At 71.6% G+C, this 14052-nt stretch carries 13 protein-coding genes; 6 read left to right on the top strand and 7 right to left on the bottom strand.

What is annotated here, in order from left to right; translation table 11 throughout:
* Window positions 1-32 precede the first annotated feature (32 nt).
* Together Q2K20_RS12110 and Q2K20_RS12105 are read left to right on the top strand one after the other, a co-directional pair.
* A complete protein-coding gene (locus tag Q2K20_RS12110) occupies window positions 33-956 on the top strand; it encodes a sucrase ferredoxin (RefSeq protein WP_067712561.1) in 924 nt (307 codons plus the stop codon).
* A gap of 33 nt (window positions 957-989) precedes the next feature.
* Window positions 990-4313 carry an error-prone DNA polymerase gene (locus tag Q2K20_RS12105; protein WP_206474529.1) on the top strand — a complete coding sequence of 1108 codons (3324 nt, stop codon included), beginning with the start codon at window positions 990-992 and terminating at the stop codon, window positions 4311-4313.
* 11 nt (window positions 4314-4324) lie between these two features.
* On the opposite strand, the gene Q2K20_RS12100 is transcribed toward Q2K20_RS12105, so the two are convergent.
* Complete coding sequence (locus Q2K20_RS12100; protein ID WP_200841548.1) at window positions 4325-5356, bottom strand: C4-dicarboxylate ABC transporter; 1032 nt, start codon at window positions 5354-5356, stop codon at window positions 4325-4327.
* 135 nt (window positions 5357-5491) lie between these two features.
* On the opposite strand from Q2K20_RS12100, the gene Q2K20_RS12095 reads away from it, so the two are divergent.
* Both Q2K20_RS12095 and Q2K20_RS12090 read left to right on the top strand, forming a co-directional pair.
* Window positions 5492-6889 carry an FAD-binding oxidoreductase gene (locus Q2K20_RS12095; RefSeq protein ID WP_181694304.1) on the top strand — a complete coding sequence of 466 codons (1398 nt, stop codon included), beginning with the start codon at window positions 5492-5494 and terminating at the stop codon, window positions 6887-6889.
* A gap of 124 nt (window positions 6890-7013) precedes the next feature.
* Window positions 7014-7460: a hypothetical protein gene (locus Q2K20_RS12090; RefSeq protein ID WP_119192265.1), complete on the top strand. Its 447-nt coding sequence runs from the start codon at window positions 7014-7016 to the stop codon at window positions 7458-7460.
* A gap of 48 nt (window positions 7461-7508) precedes the next feature.
* Here Q2K20_RS12090 and Q2K20_RS12085 read toward each other — a convergent pair whose 3' ends face one another.
* Genes Q2K20_RS12085 through Q2K20_RS12065 form a run of 5 tightly spaced genes read right to left on the bottom strand, consistent with a single transcriptional unit; the run spans window position 7509 to window position 11369 of the window.
* Window positions 7509-8219 carry a metal-dependent transcriptional regulator gene (locus Q2K20_RS12085; RefSeq protein ID WP_132063534.1) on the bottom strand — a complete coding sequence of 237 codons (711 nt, stop codon included), beginning with the start codon at window positions 8217-8219 and terminating at the stop codon, window positions 7509-7511.
* Window positions 8216-9085: a metal ABC transporter permease gene (locus tag Q2K20_RS12080; RefSeq protein ID WP_206474532.1), complete on the bottom strand. Its 870-nt coding sequence runs from the start codon at window positions 9083-9085 to the stop codon at window positions 8216-8218. The genes Q2K20_RS12085 and Q2K20_RS12080 overlap by 4 nt, the downstream gene beginning before the upstream one ends.
* Entirely contained in the window at window positions 9082-9879 is a 798-nt protein-coding gene (locus Q2K20_RS12075; RefSeq protein WP_120286206.1) for a metal ABC transporter ATP-binding protein, read from the bottom strand. Before Q2K20_RS12075 ends, Q2K20_RS12080 begins: the two co-directional genes overlap by 4 nt.
* A complete protein-coding gene (locus Q2K20_RS12070) occupies window positions 9876-10862 on the bottom strand; it encodes a metal ABC transporter substrate-binding protein (RefSeq protein WP_317176818.1) in 987 nt (328 codons plus the stop codon). The genes Q2K20_RS12075 and Q2K20_RS12070 overlap by 4 nt, the downstream gene beginning before the upstream one ends.
* Before the next feature lie 33 nt (window positions 10863-10895).
* Window positions 10896-11369, bottom strand: a complete 474-nt coding sequence (locus Q2K20_RS12065; protein WP_120286204.1) for a tRNA (cytidine(34)-2'-O)-methyltransferase — start codon at window positions 11367-11369, stop codon at window positions 10896-10898.
* A gap of 59 nt (window positions 11370-11428) precedes the next feature.
* Here Q2K20_RS12065 and Q2K20_RS12060 point away from each other — a divergent pair, with 59 nt between their 5' ends.
* Both Q2K20_RS12060 and Q2K20_RS12055 read left to right on the top strand, forming a co-directional pair.
* Window positions 11429-12286 (top strand): bifunctional methylenetetrahydrofolate dehydrogenase/methenyltetrahydrofolate cyclohydrolase, encoded by an 858-nt coding sequence (locus Q2K20_RS12060; protein ID WP_206474534.1) that lies wholly within the window; start codon window positions 11429-11431, stop codon window positions 12284-12286.
* Window positions 12287-12293: 7 nt separating this feature from the next.
* Window positions 12294-12647 (top strand): DUF3017 domain-containing protein, encoded by a 354-nt coding sequence (locus tag Q2K20_RS12055; RefSeq protein WP_120286202.1) that lies wholly within the window; start codon window positions 12294-12296, stop codon window positions 12645-12647.
* 398 nt (window positions 12648-13045) lie between these two features.
* On the opposite strand, the gene Q2K20_RS12050 is transcribed toward Q2K20_RS12055, so the two are convergent.
* The gene (locus tag Q2K20_RS12050; RefSeq protein WP_206474535.1) at window positions 13046-13975 is read right to left on the bottom strand and encodes a type IV toxin-antitoxin system AbiEi family antitoxin domain-containing protein; all 930 of its coding nucleotides are present in this window, start codon (window positions 13973-13975) and stop codon (window positions 13046-13048) included.
* Window positions 13976-14052 lie beyond the last annotated feature (77 nt).

Below are 14052 nucleotides of genomic sequence, written 5' to 3'. Positions count from 1 at the left end.
CACCACGTCGCGCGGTGGGGCACCATGGGGGCGTGTCAGTCATCGATCCCACCCCACTCACTGCCTGGTGTTCCCTCCAGTCGGCCGATGAGCCGCCCGCCGGTACCGCGGCCCACGAGGAATCGTGGGTCCTGTTGGAGGTTCCCGCGCGCTGGGGACGCGATATCTTCGACGGCGAAGCCCTGGGCGAGGAGCTGTCCGAGCGACTCAAGGAACATGTCTCGGCCTGCGGATCCCGGATGCTCTTCATCCGGCGCCCGGGCCGCGAGGGCCAACGCATCGACCGTCACCGTTTCTACCTGTGCGACACCAGGCCCGGCCGGCGGAGTATCCGGGTCGGCCGTGTCGACCGTCCCGCGGACATGCTCGACCTGGACCTCTCGCCCGGTGGGCACGTGGCGGGTACCCGCGAGATCTCGGCCCCGGTGCCGCTGGTGTGCACCCACGCCAAGCGTGACCAGTGCTGTGCGGTCCGGGGGCGTCCGGTCGTGGCCGAACTGGATGAGCTGGTCGGAGCCCGCCTGTCCGCGCTCGATCCGGACGCCGCGGTGTGGGAGTGCTCCCACACCGGCGGGCACCGCTTCGCCCCGGTCCTGCTGCTCCCCGGCACCGGCTACACCTACGGACCCGCGGAGGCGGATCTCGCGGCCCGCATCGTCGAGGCCGAACTGGACGGTCGGGTCGTCACCGAGCACCTGCGGGGTCGCAGCACGTGGGCGCCGGCCGGGCAGGTGGCAGAGGTCGCCGTCCGGGAGTCCGGCGTGGAGGCGGGGATCGACGATCTCATCGTCGACGTCGACCCGGATGACCCGCTCGTGGTCGTCGTCCGGCACACCGACGGACGCGCCTGGCGGGTCGAGGCAGGGAAGCGACCGCTCCCGCCACGCCAGCAGAGTTGCCGCAAGCCCGCCGGCGAGGCCTCGGCGTGGGTCGTGGAGTCCCTCACCCTGCTCTGAATCGACCCACCGACACCGGGCGGGTGAGCACCGGTGAACTGGTACCACGGACCCAGGACGTGGTCGGAACTCGAACGGGTGCTCTCCGGACGACCGGGCCCGCGAGGGGCCGAGAACCCGCACCCCGGCGACGGCAGCGACGCCCCCGCCTGGTCACGCAAGCGTGGCGGGTACACGGCCCCTCCGCGGGCCCGCGCCCGGGGGCGAGTGCCGTACGCGGAGCTGCACGCCCACACCGCGTTCAGCTTCCTCGACGGGGCCTCCTCTCCCGAGGCCATGGCCGAGGCGGCGGCGGAACTGGGGCTCACGGCGCTCGCGATCACCGACCACGACGGGTTGTACGGGGTCGTGCGCTTCGCCGAGGCCGCCTCCGAGCTGGGACTGGCCACGGTGTTCGGGGCGGAACTCTCGCTACCGGGCGGCGAGCACCTGCTGGTCCTGGCCAGGGGTGAGGAGGGCTACCGGCGGTTGTCGCGCTCGATCGCCCACGCCCACCTGCGGGGTGGGGCAAAGGGCGAACCGCGGTACGAGATGACCGAGCTCGCGGAGGCGGCCGGCGGTCACTGGTATGTGCTCACCGGCTGTCGTCGAGGCCGGGTCCGTCGGTCCCTGGAGCGCGGCGGGACGGGGGCGTCCGACTTCGACATCCCCGCTGCCGGTGCGGCCCTGGACCAGCTCGTCGAGCTGTTCGGTCAGGACAGGGTGGTCGTGGAGCTGACCTGTCACGGGGTTCCCGAGGACACGGAACGATGCGACGCGTTGGCGGGTCTCGCCGCGCAGGCGGGCCTGCCCGTCGTCGCGACCACCGCTGCCCACTGCGCCGGGCCGGAGGACGCGCGACTGGCCTCGGTCATGGCGGCGCTCGGTGCGCGCGACGCACTGGAGACCCACGCAGCGCACCTGCCCGCCGCGGGCGGGGCGCACCTGCGCTCGGGCGAGGAGATGACGGAACTGTTCGACCGCTGGCCCGATGCCGTGGCCGGGGCGGACAGGCTGGGCCGGGAGTGCGCGTTCGACCTCCGGCTCATCGCCCCGCAGCTACCTCCGTTCGACGTCCCCGAGGGCTACACCGAGGACACGATGCTCGCCGAGCTCGCCTACGCCGGCGCCGCCCGTCGCTACGGGACACGCGAAGAGGCCCCGGAGGCGTATGCGCAGATCGACCGCGAACTACAGGTGATCGCCGAACTGGGCTTTCCCGGGTACTTCCTCGTCGTCCACGACATCGTCGAGTTCTGCCACCGCGAGGGCATCCTCTGCCAGGGCCGCGGCTCGGCCGCCAACTCGGCGGTCTGCTACTCGCTGGGGATCACCAACGTCGACCCGGTGGGCGCCCAGCTGTTGTTCGAGCGGTTCCTGGCGCCGGAGCGAGACGGTCCGCCGGACATCGACGTGGACATCGAGTCGGGCCGTCGGGAGGAGGCCATCCAGTACGTCTACTCCCGGTACGGCCGGAACCACGCCGCCCAGGTCGCCAACGTCATCACCTACCGCGGACGATCGGCCGTGCGGGACGTGGCCCGGGCCCTGGGCTACTCCCCGGGGCAACAGGACGCGTGGTCGAAGAGCGTCGACCGGTGGTCGGGGTTGAAGAACCACGAGAGGGAGGCCACCGAGCACACCGTCCCGCCCGATGTGCTCGCGCTGGCACGGCGGCTCGTCGGACTGCCCCGCCACCTGGGGATCCACTCGGGAGGCATGGTGATCTGCGACCGCCCGGTGGCGGACGTGGTACCCGTCGAGTGGGCACGCATGCCGGGACGGACGGTCCTGCAGTGGGACAAGGACGACTGCGCGGCGGTCGGGCTGGTCAAGTTCGACATGCTGGGCCTGGGCATGCTCACCGCACTGCATCACGCCATCGACCTCGCGGCGGAACACAAGGATCTCGACGTGGACCTGGCCCGGTTGGACCTCGCGGACCCGAAGGTCTACGAGATGCTGTGCCGGGGCGACTCGGTGGGTGTGTTCCAGGTGGAGTCCCGCGCACAGATGGCCACCCTGCCCCGGCTCCGACCGCGGACGTTCTACGACCTGGTGGTCGAGGTGGCGCTCATCCGCCCCGGCCCCATCCAGGGCGGGTCCGTGCACCCCTACATCCGTCGCCGCAACGGCCGGGAGAAGGTGGTGTTCGACCACCCCGCGCTGGAGGAGGTGCTGGGACGCACGCTGGGGATCCCGCTGTTCCAGGAGCAGCTCATGCAGATCGCCACCGTCATCGCGGGCTTCACCGGAGCGGAAGCCGACCAGTTGCGCCGCGCGATGGGGTCCAAGCGGTCACCCGAACGGATGGCCCGACTGAAGGAACGGTTCTTCGACGGGATGCGCGACCTGCACGGGATAGGCGCCAGCCCGCCCGGGACCCCGGTCACCGGGCCGGAGGTGGGGGAGCGGATCTGGGAGAAGATGTGCGCCTTCGCCAACTACGGCTTCCCCGAGAGCCACTCCCAGTCTTTCGCCGCCATCGTCTACTACTCCGCATGGTTCAAGTGCCACCACCCGGCGATCTTCTGCGCGGCGCTGTTGCGCAGCCAGCCCATGGGCTTCTACTCGCCGCAGTCGCTCGTCGCCGACGCCCGCCGGCACGGTGTCACCGTGCACCGACCGTGCGTCAACCGCTCACTCGGTGGGGCCACCTGCGAGAACGATGGTGCCGAGGTGCGCCTCGGACTGGAGTCGGTCCGGGCGATCGGTGAGGACCTGGCCACCGCGATCGCCGACGAACGCGACACCCACGGCCCGTACACCTCCGCCGCCGACCTCGCCGGCCGCACCGGCCTGTCCGTCCGGCAGATGGAGGCGCTCGCCACCGCCGGGGCGCTCGACTCGCTCGGCACCGGGGGCCGTCGGTCCGCCCTGTGGTCGGCGGCCACCGCGGCCCGCGAGAAGCCCGGCATGCTGCCCGGGCTCAGCCAGGTCGACGCCCCGGCCCTGCCCGGCATGAGCGTCCTCGAACTCACCTCCGCCGACCTGTCGGCCACCGGGATCAGCCCCGAGGAATACCCGACCGTCCACGCCCGGCCGTGGCTCGACTCCCGCGGCGTATGCACCACCGCCGGGCTCGCCCACGTCCCCGACGGCAGCCGCGTCGAGGTCGCCGGAGCCGTCACCCACCGTCAGCGGCCCGCCACCGCGGAGGGCGTGACCTTCCTCAGCCTCGAGGACGAGACGGGCATGACCAACGTCGTGTGCTCGGTGGGACTGTGGGCGCGATACCGGCCGATCGTCTCCGCGTCCCCGGCGCTCATCGTCCGCGGCACCGTGGAGAACCGCTCCGGCGCGGTCAGCGTGGTGGCGGACAAGATCGAACGCCTCCACCTGGGTATGGCCATCGGTCGCAGTCGGGACTTCCGGTGAGCCGCCCCCGGTCAGGCGGCCCGCGCCCTCGCGATCGCCCGCACACTGGCGACCGCGCACAGCGACCAGATGACGATCAGCACCATCACCGTGAACACACTCGCCGCATCCCAATCCAGGTAGAACGACCCCAGGGCGCACGTCGACAGCGGGTACGCCATCGCCCACCACCCCGGATTGAACGGCATGCGCGCCAGGAAGCCCCTGATCGTGGAGAACACCGCGTAAGCGCCCAGCCCGGCCCCCGCCACCAGCACCGAGGCGGCATAGGCCCGGGCGACACCCCCCAGGGTCGCGCCGAACAGCACCTGCGCGGCGGCCGCGGACTGACCCACGATCCCCAACGGGATCCACGTCGTCGTCGCCAACTCCACCGGGACGGGAGTCCGAAACCAGGCGTGGTGATACGTCCTGGCGATCACCGCGCCGCCCAGCACCAGGGCCAACACGAAGCACACCGAGCACGCGCCCACCAGAACCGACCGGACAGCCTCCGAATCGACGTGCCTGGACATCAGGCCCCCCGCACCCGCGGACACCATCGGCGGCACCACCGGCAACGCCCACGTCGGCAACGGATGGTCGGGACGGGCGGTGACCAGCCACACGGTGAACCTCAGCGCGGTGGCCAACCCCAGCACGGTCCCCGCAGCCCACAACGCCGCGTCCACCCCGAACGCGATGGTCGACAGCGCCGGCGCGCGGGCATCGACCACCACAAAGGACGCGGAGCCCACCGCGAGCAACCCCATCGAGACCATGCCCCACAGCGGCAGCATCGCCGCATCCCGGACCGAGGACGTCCACATGTCCGGGGCGCGCGCCACCGATCGCGCGAACCCCGCGCCGAGCCCCAGCAACAGAACCCAGCCCAGGATCACCATGACCACCGCGGCCGGCGCGAAACCCGGAACCCGCACCGCGTGGATCTGCAGGAGCGTCGCCAGACCACCGGTGCCCATCACGGCACCGAACCAGGCGGGGCCGGGCCCCGGGACGGACGGGGCCGCGGGCGCTGATCGCGGTCCCCGGCTCGTGGTCACCAGGACACTATGCCCGCACCTCGTCGTTGCCCGAAAATCCGGGGGGGACAACGACATCCGCCGCTCCGTCGCGCCCCGGCGAGCGACTGCCCGGATCCCCGACGCCCACGGGCACGACACCGTACGTTCGATCCCATGAGCGCCCCGACCGCCTCCCGTGGCCCCGATCCCGCCGCCCCGCTGGATGAACTGCGAGCCCGACTCGACACCGCGCGGATACTCACCGACCCGGACCTTCTGGAGGGCTACCGCCAGGACTGGGCCAAGGCCCCCGACCCGGGCCTGCCCCTGGCGGTGGTCCGGGCCCGCACCACCGAGGACGTGCAGGAGGTCCTGCGCTGGGCGAGCGCGCACGGCGTCCCCGTGGTCCCGCGGGGTGCAGGATCCGGCCTGTCCGGCGGCGCGACGGCGGTCGACGGCGGGATCGTGCTGTCCACCGAACTCATGCGCGACATCGACGTCGACCCCGTCACCCGGACGGCCACCGTCCAACCGGGGCTTTACAACGCCGAGGTCAAGCAGGCCGTCGCAGAGCACGGTCTCTGGTACCCGCCGGACCCGTCGTCCTACGAGATCTGCTCGATCGGCGGCAACATCGCCACCAACGCCGGGGGCCTGTGCTGCGTGAAATACGGGGTGACCACCGACTACGTCCTGGGGATGACGGTCGTGCTCGCCGACGGTACGGCGGTGCGCCTGGGCGGGCCGCGCCTCAAGGACACCGCCGGGCTGAGCCTGACCAAACTGTTCGTCGGCAGCGAGGGGACGCTGGGGATCGTCACCGAGATCATCCTCCGGCTGATCCCGGAGCAGCCGCCGCGCTCGACGGTGGTGGGGATCTTCCCCGACGTGGTCGCCTGCAGCGAGGCCGTGCTGGCCATCACCCGGCGGATCCGCCCGGCGATGCTCGAATTCATGGACACCGTCTCCATCCGGGCCGTCGAGGCGGACCTGCGGATGGGCCTGGACACCACGGCGGGGGCGATGCTCCTGGCCCAGTCCGACCTCACCGGCCCCGACCGCGCGGCCGAGACCGGGTTCATGGCCGAGGCGTTCCGCACCCACGGTGCGACCGACGTGTTCGCCACCGACGACCCCGACGAGGGTGAGCAGTTCACCATGGCCCGCCGGGCCGCGTTCACCAGCCTCGGCAAGACCGGCACCCTGCTGCTCGAGGACGTGGGCGTGCCCCTGCCCTCGCTTCCCGACCTGGTGGCCGGGATCGAGGAGATCTCCGCCCGCCGTGACATCCCGATCGCGCTGGTCGCGCACGCCGGGGACGGCAACACCCACCCCATCATCGTGCTGGAGGACGGCGACCCGGACCGGGCCGAGCGTGCCCGGATCGCGTTCGGCGAGGTGATGGACCTGGCGATCGGGATGGGCGGGACGATCACCGGTGAACACGGTGTCGGTCGGCTCAAGGCGCCGTGGCTGCCCGCCCAGCTGGGGGAGGACGTCATGGAGCTGAGCCGGCGCATCAAGTCCGCCCTCGACCCGCAGGGCATCCTCAACCCCGGGACGATGCTGTAGCGGCCGGGCGGGTCGGGCGGCCGGGCCGCCCCGGCTGCGCGGGCGACGCGAGCCGCGGGAATCAGGTCCGATCCCGGGGATCTCCCCGATGTGCGGCCCTCACCGGTCGGCGAGTATCGGGTCCATGGCCACCGACCGACTCAGCCTCCTGCTCTATCGGGCGTTGCTCCTGTCGACCGCGGCGATGGCGCTGGGTCTGGGGGTCGCCGCCGGGCTCGAGGCACCCACCATCACCCCGGAGTACCAACTCACCGCCTACTGGCGGGCCTACGGCCTGCTCGTCTTCGCCGCCCTGACCGGCTACCTGGGTGCCACCCCGCCCGGGGCCACCGTGCTGTGGGTGGTCGTGATCTTCCACAAGGCGTCCATGACCATGACCGCTGTGCTCCTGCTGCGCCACGACGTGACCGGGGCACCGGCCGCCGCCGCGGTCGACGGGGCGATCGTCCTGGCCACCCTCGTCGCACTCGGCCTGCGGTGGCCGGCCTCGCGGGCGGCCCACCCTGACCGCTCGGCGAACGCCACTGCTACCCGCACGAGAGCACCGGCCACCGTCCCCGACGCGGCGTGAGCGACCGCGGGCGGTGGGTCCGCCGCGGACCTCGTCGTCGTGGTCGGCTCAACCGTCGTCGTCGGATCCCGTCCCGGCGGTGACCCGGACGCGCACCGCGGCGGCCACCGGCGTCCCCACCTGGACGATGCGCCCGCCCAGGGACACCCCGATGATCCCCAACTCCACCTGGCGCGAGACCACCTCGACGGGCGAATCGGGGCGCAGGCCGATCTCCGCGAGGTGGCGCAGGACGGCGTTGTCGCGATCGGAGACCCGGGTCACGACACCTGTAGCGCCTTCCGGGGCCTGATCCAGCGGCACGTCCCCGAGGGGGTCGACCCGCCCGTCGCGCGTGGGGATGGGGTCACCGTGCGGGTCGCGGCGCGGGTGGTCGAGGAACTCGTCCAGGGCGTCGACGAACCGGTCCGACACCACGTGTTCGAGCGCGTCGGCCTCGGCGTGGACCTCGTCCCACGGGTAATCCAGGCACCGGGCCAGGAACGTCTCGATGATCCGGTGGCGGCGCACCATCGCCACCGCGAACGACCGCCCGGCCTCGGTGAGCTCGACGGGCGCGTAGGGGCGGTGCTCGGCCAGGCCCATCGCCACGAGTTTGCGCACGCCCTCGGTGACGGAGGAGGGGGACGCACCCAGCCGTTCGGCCAGCGCGCCGGACGTGACGGGGTCGCCGCCGGACCCCAGCGCGTGGGCGGCCATGAGATAGGCCTGGATCGTCGGGGTGAGGTCGGCGAGCCCGGTCGGGTGGTCGACGGTCATGCCGACATCATCCCCGACCGCCGCGCGCGCATGCCGGCCGCCGCCCGGGGGATGACCCCGCGCCGGGGCGCGACGAGCTGTACCACCGTGAAGATGACGGCCTGGGTGAGGACCACGACGGCGCCCGGGGGCAGGTCGGCGTAGTAGCCGACGTACAGCCCGGTGACACCGCCGACGAGGGCGACGACGACGGCGAGGATCATCGTCCCCCGCATGGTGTCCGCCACCAACTGGGCGGTCGCGCCCGGGATGATGAGCGTCGCCACGACGAGGATCACGCCCACCGACTGAACCCCCGCCACGGTCGCGGTGGCGAGCGTCGCCAGCAGCAGGGCGGTCAGTGCCCGGGTGCGCAGTCCCAGGGTGTGGGCGTGGAGTCGGTCGAACGCCACCATGACGAGGTCACGGCGGAACGCCAGAAGCACGATGACCGTGAACGCGGAGACCGCCATCACCTGGACGAGTTCGGAGTCGCGGACGCCCAGCACACTGCCGAACAGGATCGAGTGCAGGTCCTGCTGGGTGGGGAAGCGGGCGATGAGGATCAGGCCGAGGGCGAACAGGGCCGTGAAGACGATCCCCATCGCCGCGTCCTCACGCACCGTTCCGCTCTCGCGCACCGCGCCGATCATCGTGACCGCGACCAGTGCGGCGACCAGGGCGCCCACCGCGAACGGGGTGCCGGTCATCGCGGCGATCACCACTCCCGGCAGGACCGCGTGGGACACGGCGTCACCCATGAGCGACCAGCCCATGTGGACCAGCCAGCAGCTCAGCAGGGCGCCGGCGATCCCGGAGGCCGTCACCACGATCAGGGCGCGGCGCATGAAGTCGTAGCTCATCGGCTCGGCGAGCAGGTCGATCACGGCAGCGCTCCCTCGGTGACGGTGCGCTCGGCGGTCCCGGTCTGCCGGGCGCCGAGCAGGGTGGACAGGATCTGCGGGGTGGTCGTCTCGGCGACCGGGCCATGGGCGATGAGGGAGCCGTTGAGCAGGGCCACCGAGTCCGCGAGCCGCTCGACGGTGCCCAGGTGGTGGGTGGAGACCAGCGCGGTGCGCCCCTCGGCCGTGAGCTCGCGCAACACGTCGATGTACACCTCCTCGCTGCCTGCGTCCATCCCGTTGAACGGCTCGTCGAGCAGGAGCAGGTCGGCCTCCTGTGCCAGGCAGCGTGCCAGCAGGACACGACGGCGCTGACCGCCGGAGAGTTCGCCGATGCGGCGGGCCGCGAGCCCGGACAGTCCCACGCGGTCGAGAGCTGCGGCCACGGCGGCGCGGTCGGCGGCGCTCGGTCGGCGCCAGGGGCCGGTGAAGTGACGGCGCCCCTGCATGACCACCTCGGCGGCGGTCACGGGGAAGCCCTCGTCGACGCCGTCGGCCTGGGGGACCGCCGCCACCCGGCCGCTGCGCAGGGCGCGACGGACCGACGACCCGAGGACGCGGACCGTCCCGGCGGACGGGGTCACCAGGCCGAGCATCGCCTGCAGCAGGGTGGACTTGCCGGAGCCGTTCGGGCCGAGCAGGACCGTGATCTCGCCGCTCGGAACCGAGAGGGAGACCGAGTCGAGGGCGCGGACCTGGCCACGGTCCACGGTGAGGTCGGTGACGACGACGGGGGGCGGCCCGGTGAACGGCGAGTACGGCAGTGGTCGGTCGGTCATGGCGTCAGCTCCCGGGAGATGATCTCGAGGTCGTGGTCGAGCAGGTCCAGATAGGTGGGGACCGGTCCGGTCGGGCCGGAGAGCGAGTCGACGTACAGCAGGCCGGCCAGGTGACTGCCGGTCTCGTCCGCGACCTGCTGCATGGCGGCGTCCGACACCGTCGACTCGCAGAACACGGCGCCGATCTCGCGCTCGCGGATCTCGTCGATCAGGGCCGTGATCTGACGGGGCAGACCCTGGTTCTCGCTGTTGACCGGCCACAGGTACAGCTCCTCGAGGCCCAGGTCGCGGGCGAGGTAGGAGAACGCGCCCTCGCAGGTGACCAGCACGCGCCGGTCCTCCGGGACGGACTCCACGGCCGCGCGGGCCCGGTCCGTCATGTCCTCCAGTTCCCCGATGTAGTCCGCGGCGCGGGCGGTGTACCCGCGCTCGCCGTCCGGGTCGAGGTCGGAGAGCGCCGCGGCGATCGTGCGGATGTACTCGGCCCCCTCGAGCGGCGACATCCAGGCGTGCGGATTGGGCCGGCCGGTGTAGTTGCCCGCCCGGACTGGCAGGGGATCGACCCCGTCGGAGGTGACCACGTGGCGCGCGTCGGTCCCGTCGATGAAGCGCAGCAGCCAGTCGTCCATCCCGAGACCGTTGCTCACCACCAGATCCGCGCCCTCGACCCGCTTGAGGTCCTCGACGGACGGCTCGTACTGGTGCACGTCGGCCCCCGGGGTGGTGACGGACTCCACCTGTACGCGGTCCCCGCCCACCCGGCGGACCATGTCGGCGAGGACCGTGAACGTCGTGGCCACCACCACCCGGTCACCGGGGTCGGCGAACCGCGGCCGGTCGTCCACGTCGGCCGCACCGGTGGGGCCGACCGCGCACGCCGAGATCGCCGTGATGCAGGCGGTGACCGCGGCGGCGACGACCGCCCCGGTGGCCGGGTGGACGCCACCAGACTTACGGGGTTCGCGCAGACGGAATTTCGGCATACCGAAATTCTAAGTCATGTGGGCGGAAAGGTGCTAGCTGCCGGCGTAACCGTGCTGGCGCCAGGCCTCGTAGACGGCCACCGCGGCCGCGTTGGACAGGTTCATCGACCGGCGTCCCGGCAGCATGGGGATGCGCACAGTCGCCGTGACCCGATCGTCGGACAGCACCTCCTCGGACAGGCCCGTGGGCTCGGGCCCGAAGAGCAGGACGTCGCCGGGGGAGAACCGCACCTCCGGGAGCGCCAGGTCCGCCCTCGCGCTGAAGGCCCAGACCCGCGCGGGCAGGAGGCTCGCGTACGCGGCCTCGAGATCCTCGTGCACCTCCACGTGGGCGAGGTCGTGGTAGTCCAGCCCCGCACGCCGCAGCTGCGGGGCGGAGAGGTCGAAGCCGAGCGGGCCGGCGAGATGCAGCTCGCAACCCGCCCCCGCCGCCATCCGGATCGCGTTGCCCGTATTGGGCGGAATGCACGGACGATCGAACAACACACGCACACCCACACCGGTCATGGGGCCATTCTCGCAGCGCCGTGCCGACGGACCCGCCGGGGAGTGGGATACTGGTCCGCGTGACCGCGATCAAGCTGGACGGAAAGCTCACCCGCGACGAGATCGTCGCCGACCTCACCGCACGCGTGACCGCGTTGCGGGACAAGGGCATCACCCCGGGACTGGGCACCGTCCTGGTCGGGGACGACCCCGGTAGCCACTCCTACGTGAAGATGAAGCACCGCGACTGCGAGCAGGTCGGCATCGCCTCTATCCGGCGTGACCTGCCCGCGGACACCACCCAGGCCGAGCTCGAGGCCGTGATCGACGAACTCAACGCCGATCCCGCGTGCACCGGCTACATCGTGCAGCTGCCGCTACCGAAGCACCTGGACGAGAACGCGATCCTCGAGCGGATCAATCCGGACAAGGACGCCGACGGCCTGCACCCGGTGAACCTGGGCAAGCTCGTGCTGAACGAACCCGCGCCACTGCCGTGTACCCCCAACGGCAGCATCCACCTGCTGCGTCGGTTCGGGGTGGGGCTCGACGGCGCGCACGTCGTGGTGATCGGGCGCGGCGTCACCGTGGGCCGTCCGATCGGGCTCATGCTGACCCGGCGCAGTGAGAACGCCACCGTCACCCTCTGTCACACCGGGACACGCGACCTGGCGGCCGAGACGCGGCGGGCCGACGTGATCGTGGCCGCTGCGGGCGTCGCCCACATGGTGACCGCCGACATGGTAAAGCCCGGAGCCGCGGTGCTGGACGTCGGCGTGTCACGGTTGGACGGCAAGCTCGCCGGGGACGTGCACCCGGACGTGTGGGAGGTCGCGGGGGCGGTCTCGCCTAACCCGGGCGGCGTGGGCCCGCTGACGAGGGCGTTCCTGCTGAGCAACGTGGTCGAGCGCTGCGAGCGGCTCGACTCGGGCGACTAGGCCCCCGATGACCCACCCCGCTCCCGACCGGCCCCGTGACGGGGCGACCGACGCGAGGCCGCGCCGTACGCGGCCCGCGCGTCTGACGTGGGCGCAGGTGCGGGCGCAGTGGCCACTCGCGCTCGTGCTGGCGGGGGTGATGGTCGCGCTGGGGTTCGTGATCCTGGAGCGGTGGCGACGCGGCGCGTTCCTGCTGGGCGTGGTCGCGCTGGCCGCGGCCGTCCTACGGGCGGCGGTGCCTGATGAGCGGGCGCGGTTGCTCGGGGTCCGGGGACGGACCTTCGACGTCGCCTTCTACACCGGGCTCGCCGTCGTCATCCTGTGGCTGGCGACATCGGTCGACTCGCTCGGCACCGGGTAGCGGAGCCGGGTCTGCGCGGACGCCTACGCCGAGTCGGCCGATTCTGCACCGGCTGACGGCGGCCGGGTCTGCGCGGACGCCTACGCCGAGTCGGCCGATTCTGCACCGGCCTGCCGTCGCGCGCCGTTGCTATCGCGGGCCGTTGCCGTCGCGCGCCTGTGTTCCACCACGCGCGTGCCCTGCCGCATCCGCCGAACCCCCGCGCCACCTATCGGATGGCGAGTCACCCAGCGGGTCCGATAGGTGGAGGGCGATCAGATAGGTGGCGGGCGATCCGATAGGTGGCGATCACGTGGCGTTGCTTCTGGCCATCGTCGGCCGGCAACCCGGTCGGCAATCAAACACGTCGGGCAAACACGTCGGGGCCGAGTCCGCTCACGATAGGGCAGGTGGTCTGGTCACGCGGCTGCGGAGAAGAGCACCCGCTTGATTCGCGCAGCCAGGACATGAGGCTCCTCGAGATCACGCCACCGCCAATGTAAGACTCGATAGCCGAGTGCCATGAGTTCGGCATCGCGATCCTTCTCCATCCCCAATCGATGCCGTGTCTCTGCGGGGGTCAGCCCCTCGAAGTACTTACCGAAACCGTCACATTCTCCCACCACGCCGTACTCGGGCCACAGGAAATCCACGCGCGCTACTCTGATGCCGCGGGAGTTGACGATGTCGACCTGGATCTCGGGCTCCGGCAGGCCGTGGTCACGGAATGTCAGCCGGCTCAGGGTCTCTGCCACACTCTCGCTCCGCCCGTCCGCGAGGCTCAGCGAGTGTCGGGCGCGCCTGATCCCGCGACGGCCCGCGGACTTTTCCAGAGATTCTTCGAGCGCGATCCTGGTGACGAGTTCGCCGTGGAGCGCAGCATCGGCAACCGCCACGCAGGCATCCCTGTTCGTCGAGATCGCGATGTCCGACACTGTTCGCGCCGGAGTGGTGACCCGCAATCCGTTGACCGTCGTGACCTCACCGGCGAGATCAGGAACAAAGCGGAAGGTCGTCAGATCGGTGGTGCGGGATCGCGGTGACGCCCCCTCCTCGCACACCGCGACCTTTCGCAGCGGCAGACCCCAGTCCGGAAGACCGTGGATGAGAGCCGCAGATGCGTGAGAGAACACCGGCGAGTCAAGTGCAGTGTTCGTGGCCAGAACCGACAGGAGGTGGCGGTCACGCCGGCAGAGATCGCGTGCTCTCTTCTCTACGAAGAACCCGGGTCTGAGCCGGATCAGATCGCCGGATCTCACAGCGCGGCTCAGGCTGTGGCTCGTCATTCCACGGCTGAGCAGCCGATCGGTGGTGAGGAGCAGAGGGATCAGATCGTCTGGTGTGTTCATGCCCCGATGATCGTGGCCATCTCGCAGGGAGATCGGCTCAGTGCCGTCTGACGACGGCCGCCTGTGGAGACCGAAGG

Source organism: Dietzia sp. IN118 (assembly GCF_032905965.1).
Classification (GTDB): Bacteria; Actinomycetota; Actinomycetes; order Mycobacteriales; family Mycobacteriaceae; genus Dietzia; species Dietzia kunjamensis.
Note: the sequence above shows the minus strand (reverse complement) of the source record. Positions and strands in the feature narration are given on the sequence as shown.

What these genes read in the sequence shown, in the direction of transcription:
- Q2K20_RS12095 (WP_181694304.1), top strand. Translation starts at nt 5,492, where the DNA reads ATGAGCGCCCCGACCGCCTCCCGTGGCCCCGATCCCGCCGCCCCGCTG.
- Q2K20_RS12090 (WP_119192265.1), top strand. Translation starts at nt 7,014, where the DNA reads ATGGCCACCGACCGACTCAGCCTCCTGCTCTATCGGGCGTTGCTCCTG.
- Q2K20_RS12085 (WP_132063534.1), bottom strand. Translation starts at nt 8,219, where the DNA reads ATGACCGTCGACCACCCGACCGGGCTCGCCGACCTCACCCCGACGATC.
- Q2K20_RS12075 (WP_120286206.1), bottom strand. Translation starts at nt 9,879, where the DNA reads ATGACCGACCGACCACTGCCGTACTCGCCGTTCACCGGGCCGCCCCCC.
- Q2K20_RS12070 (WP_317176818.1), bottom strand. Translation starts at nt 10,862, where the DNA reads ATGCCGAAATTCCGTCTGCGCGAACCCCGTAAGTCTGGTGGCGTCCAC.
- Q2K20_RS12065 (WP_120286204.1), bottom strand. Translation starts at nt 11,369, where the DNA reads ATGACCGGTGTGGGTGTGCGTGTGTTGTTCGATCGTCCGTGCATTCCG.
- Q2K20_RS12055 (WP_120286202.1), top strand. Translation starts at nt 12,294, where the DNA reads ATGACCCACCCCGCTCCCGACCGGCCCCGTGACGGGGCGACCGACGCG.
- Q2K20_RS12050 (WP_206474535.1), bottom strand. Translation starts at nt 13,975, where the DNA reads ATGAACACACCAGACGATCTGATCCCTCTGCTCCTCACCACCGATCGG.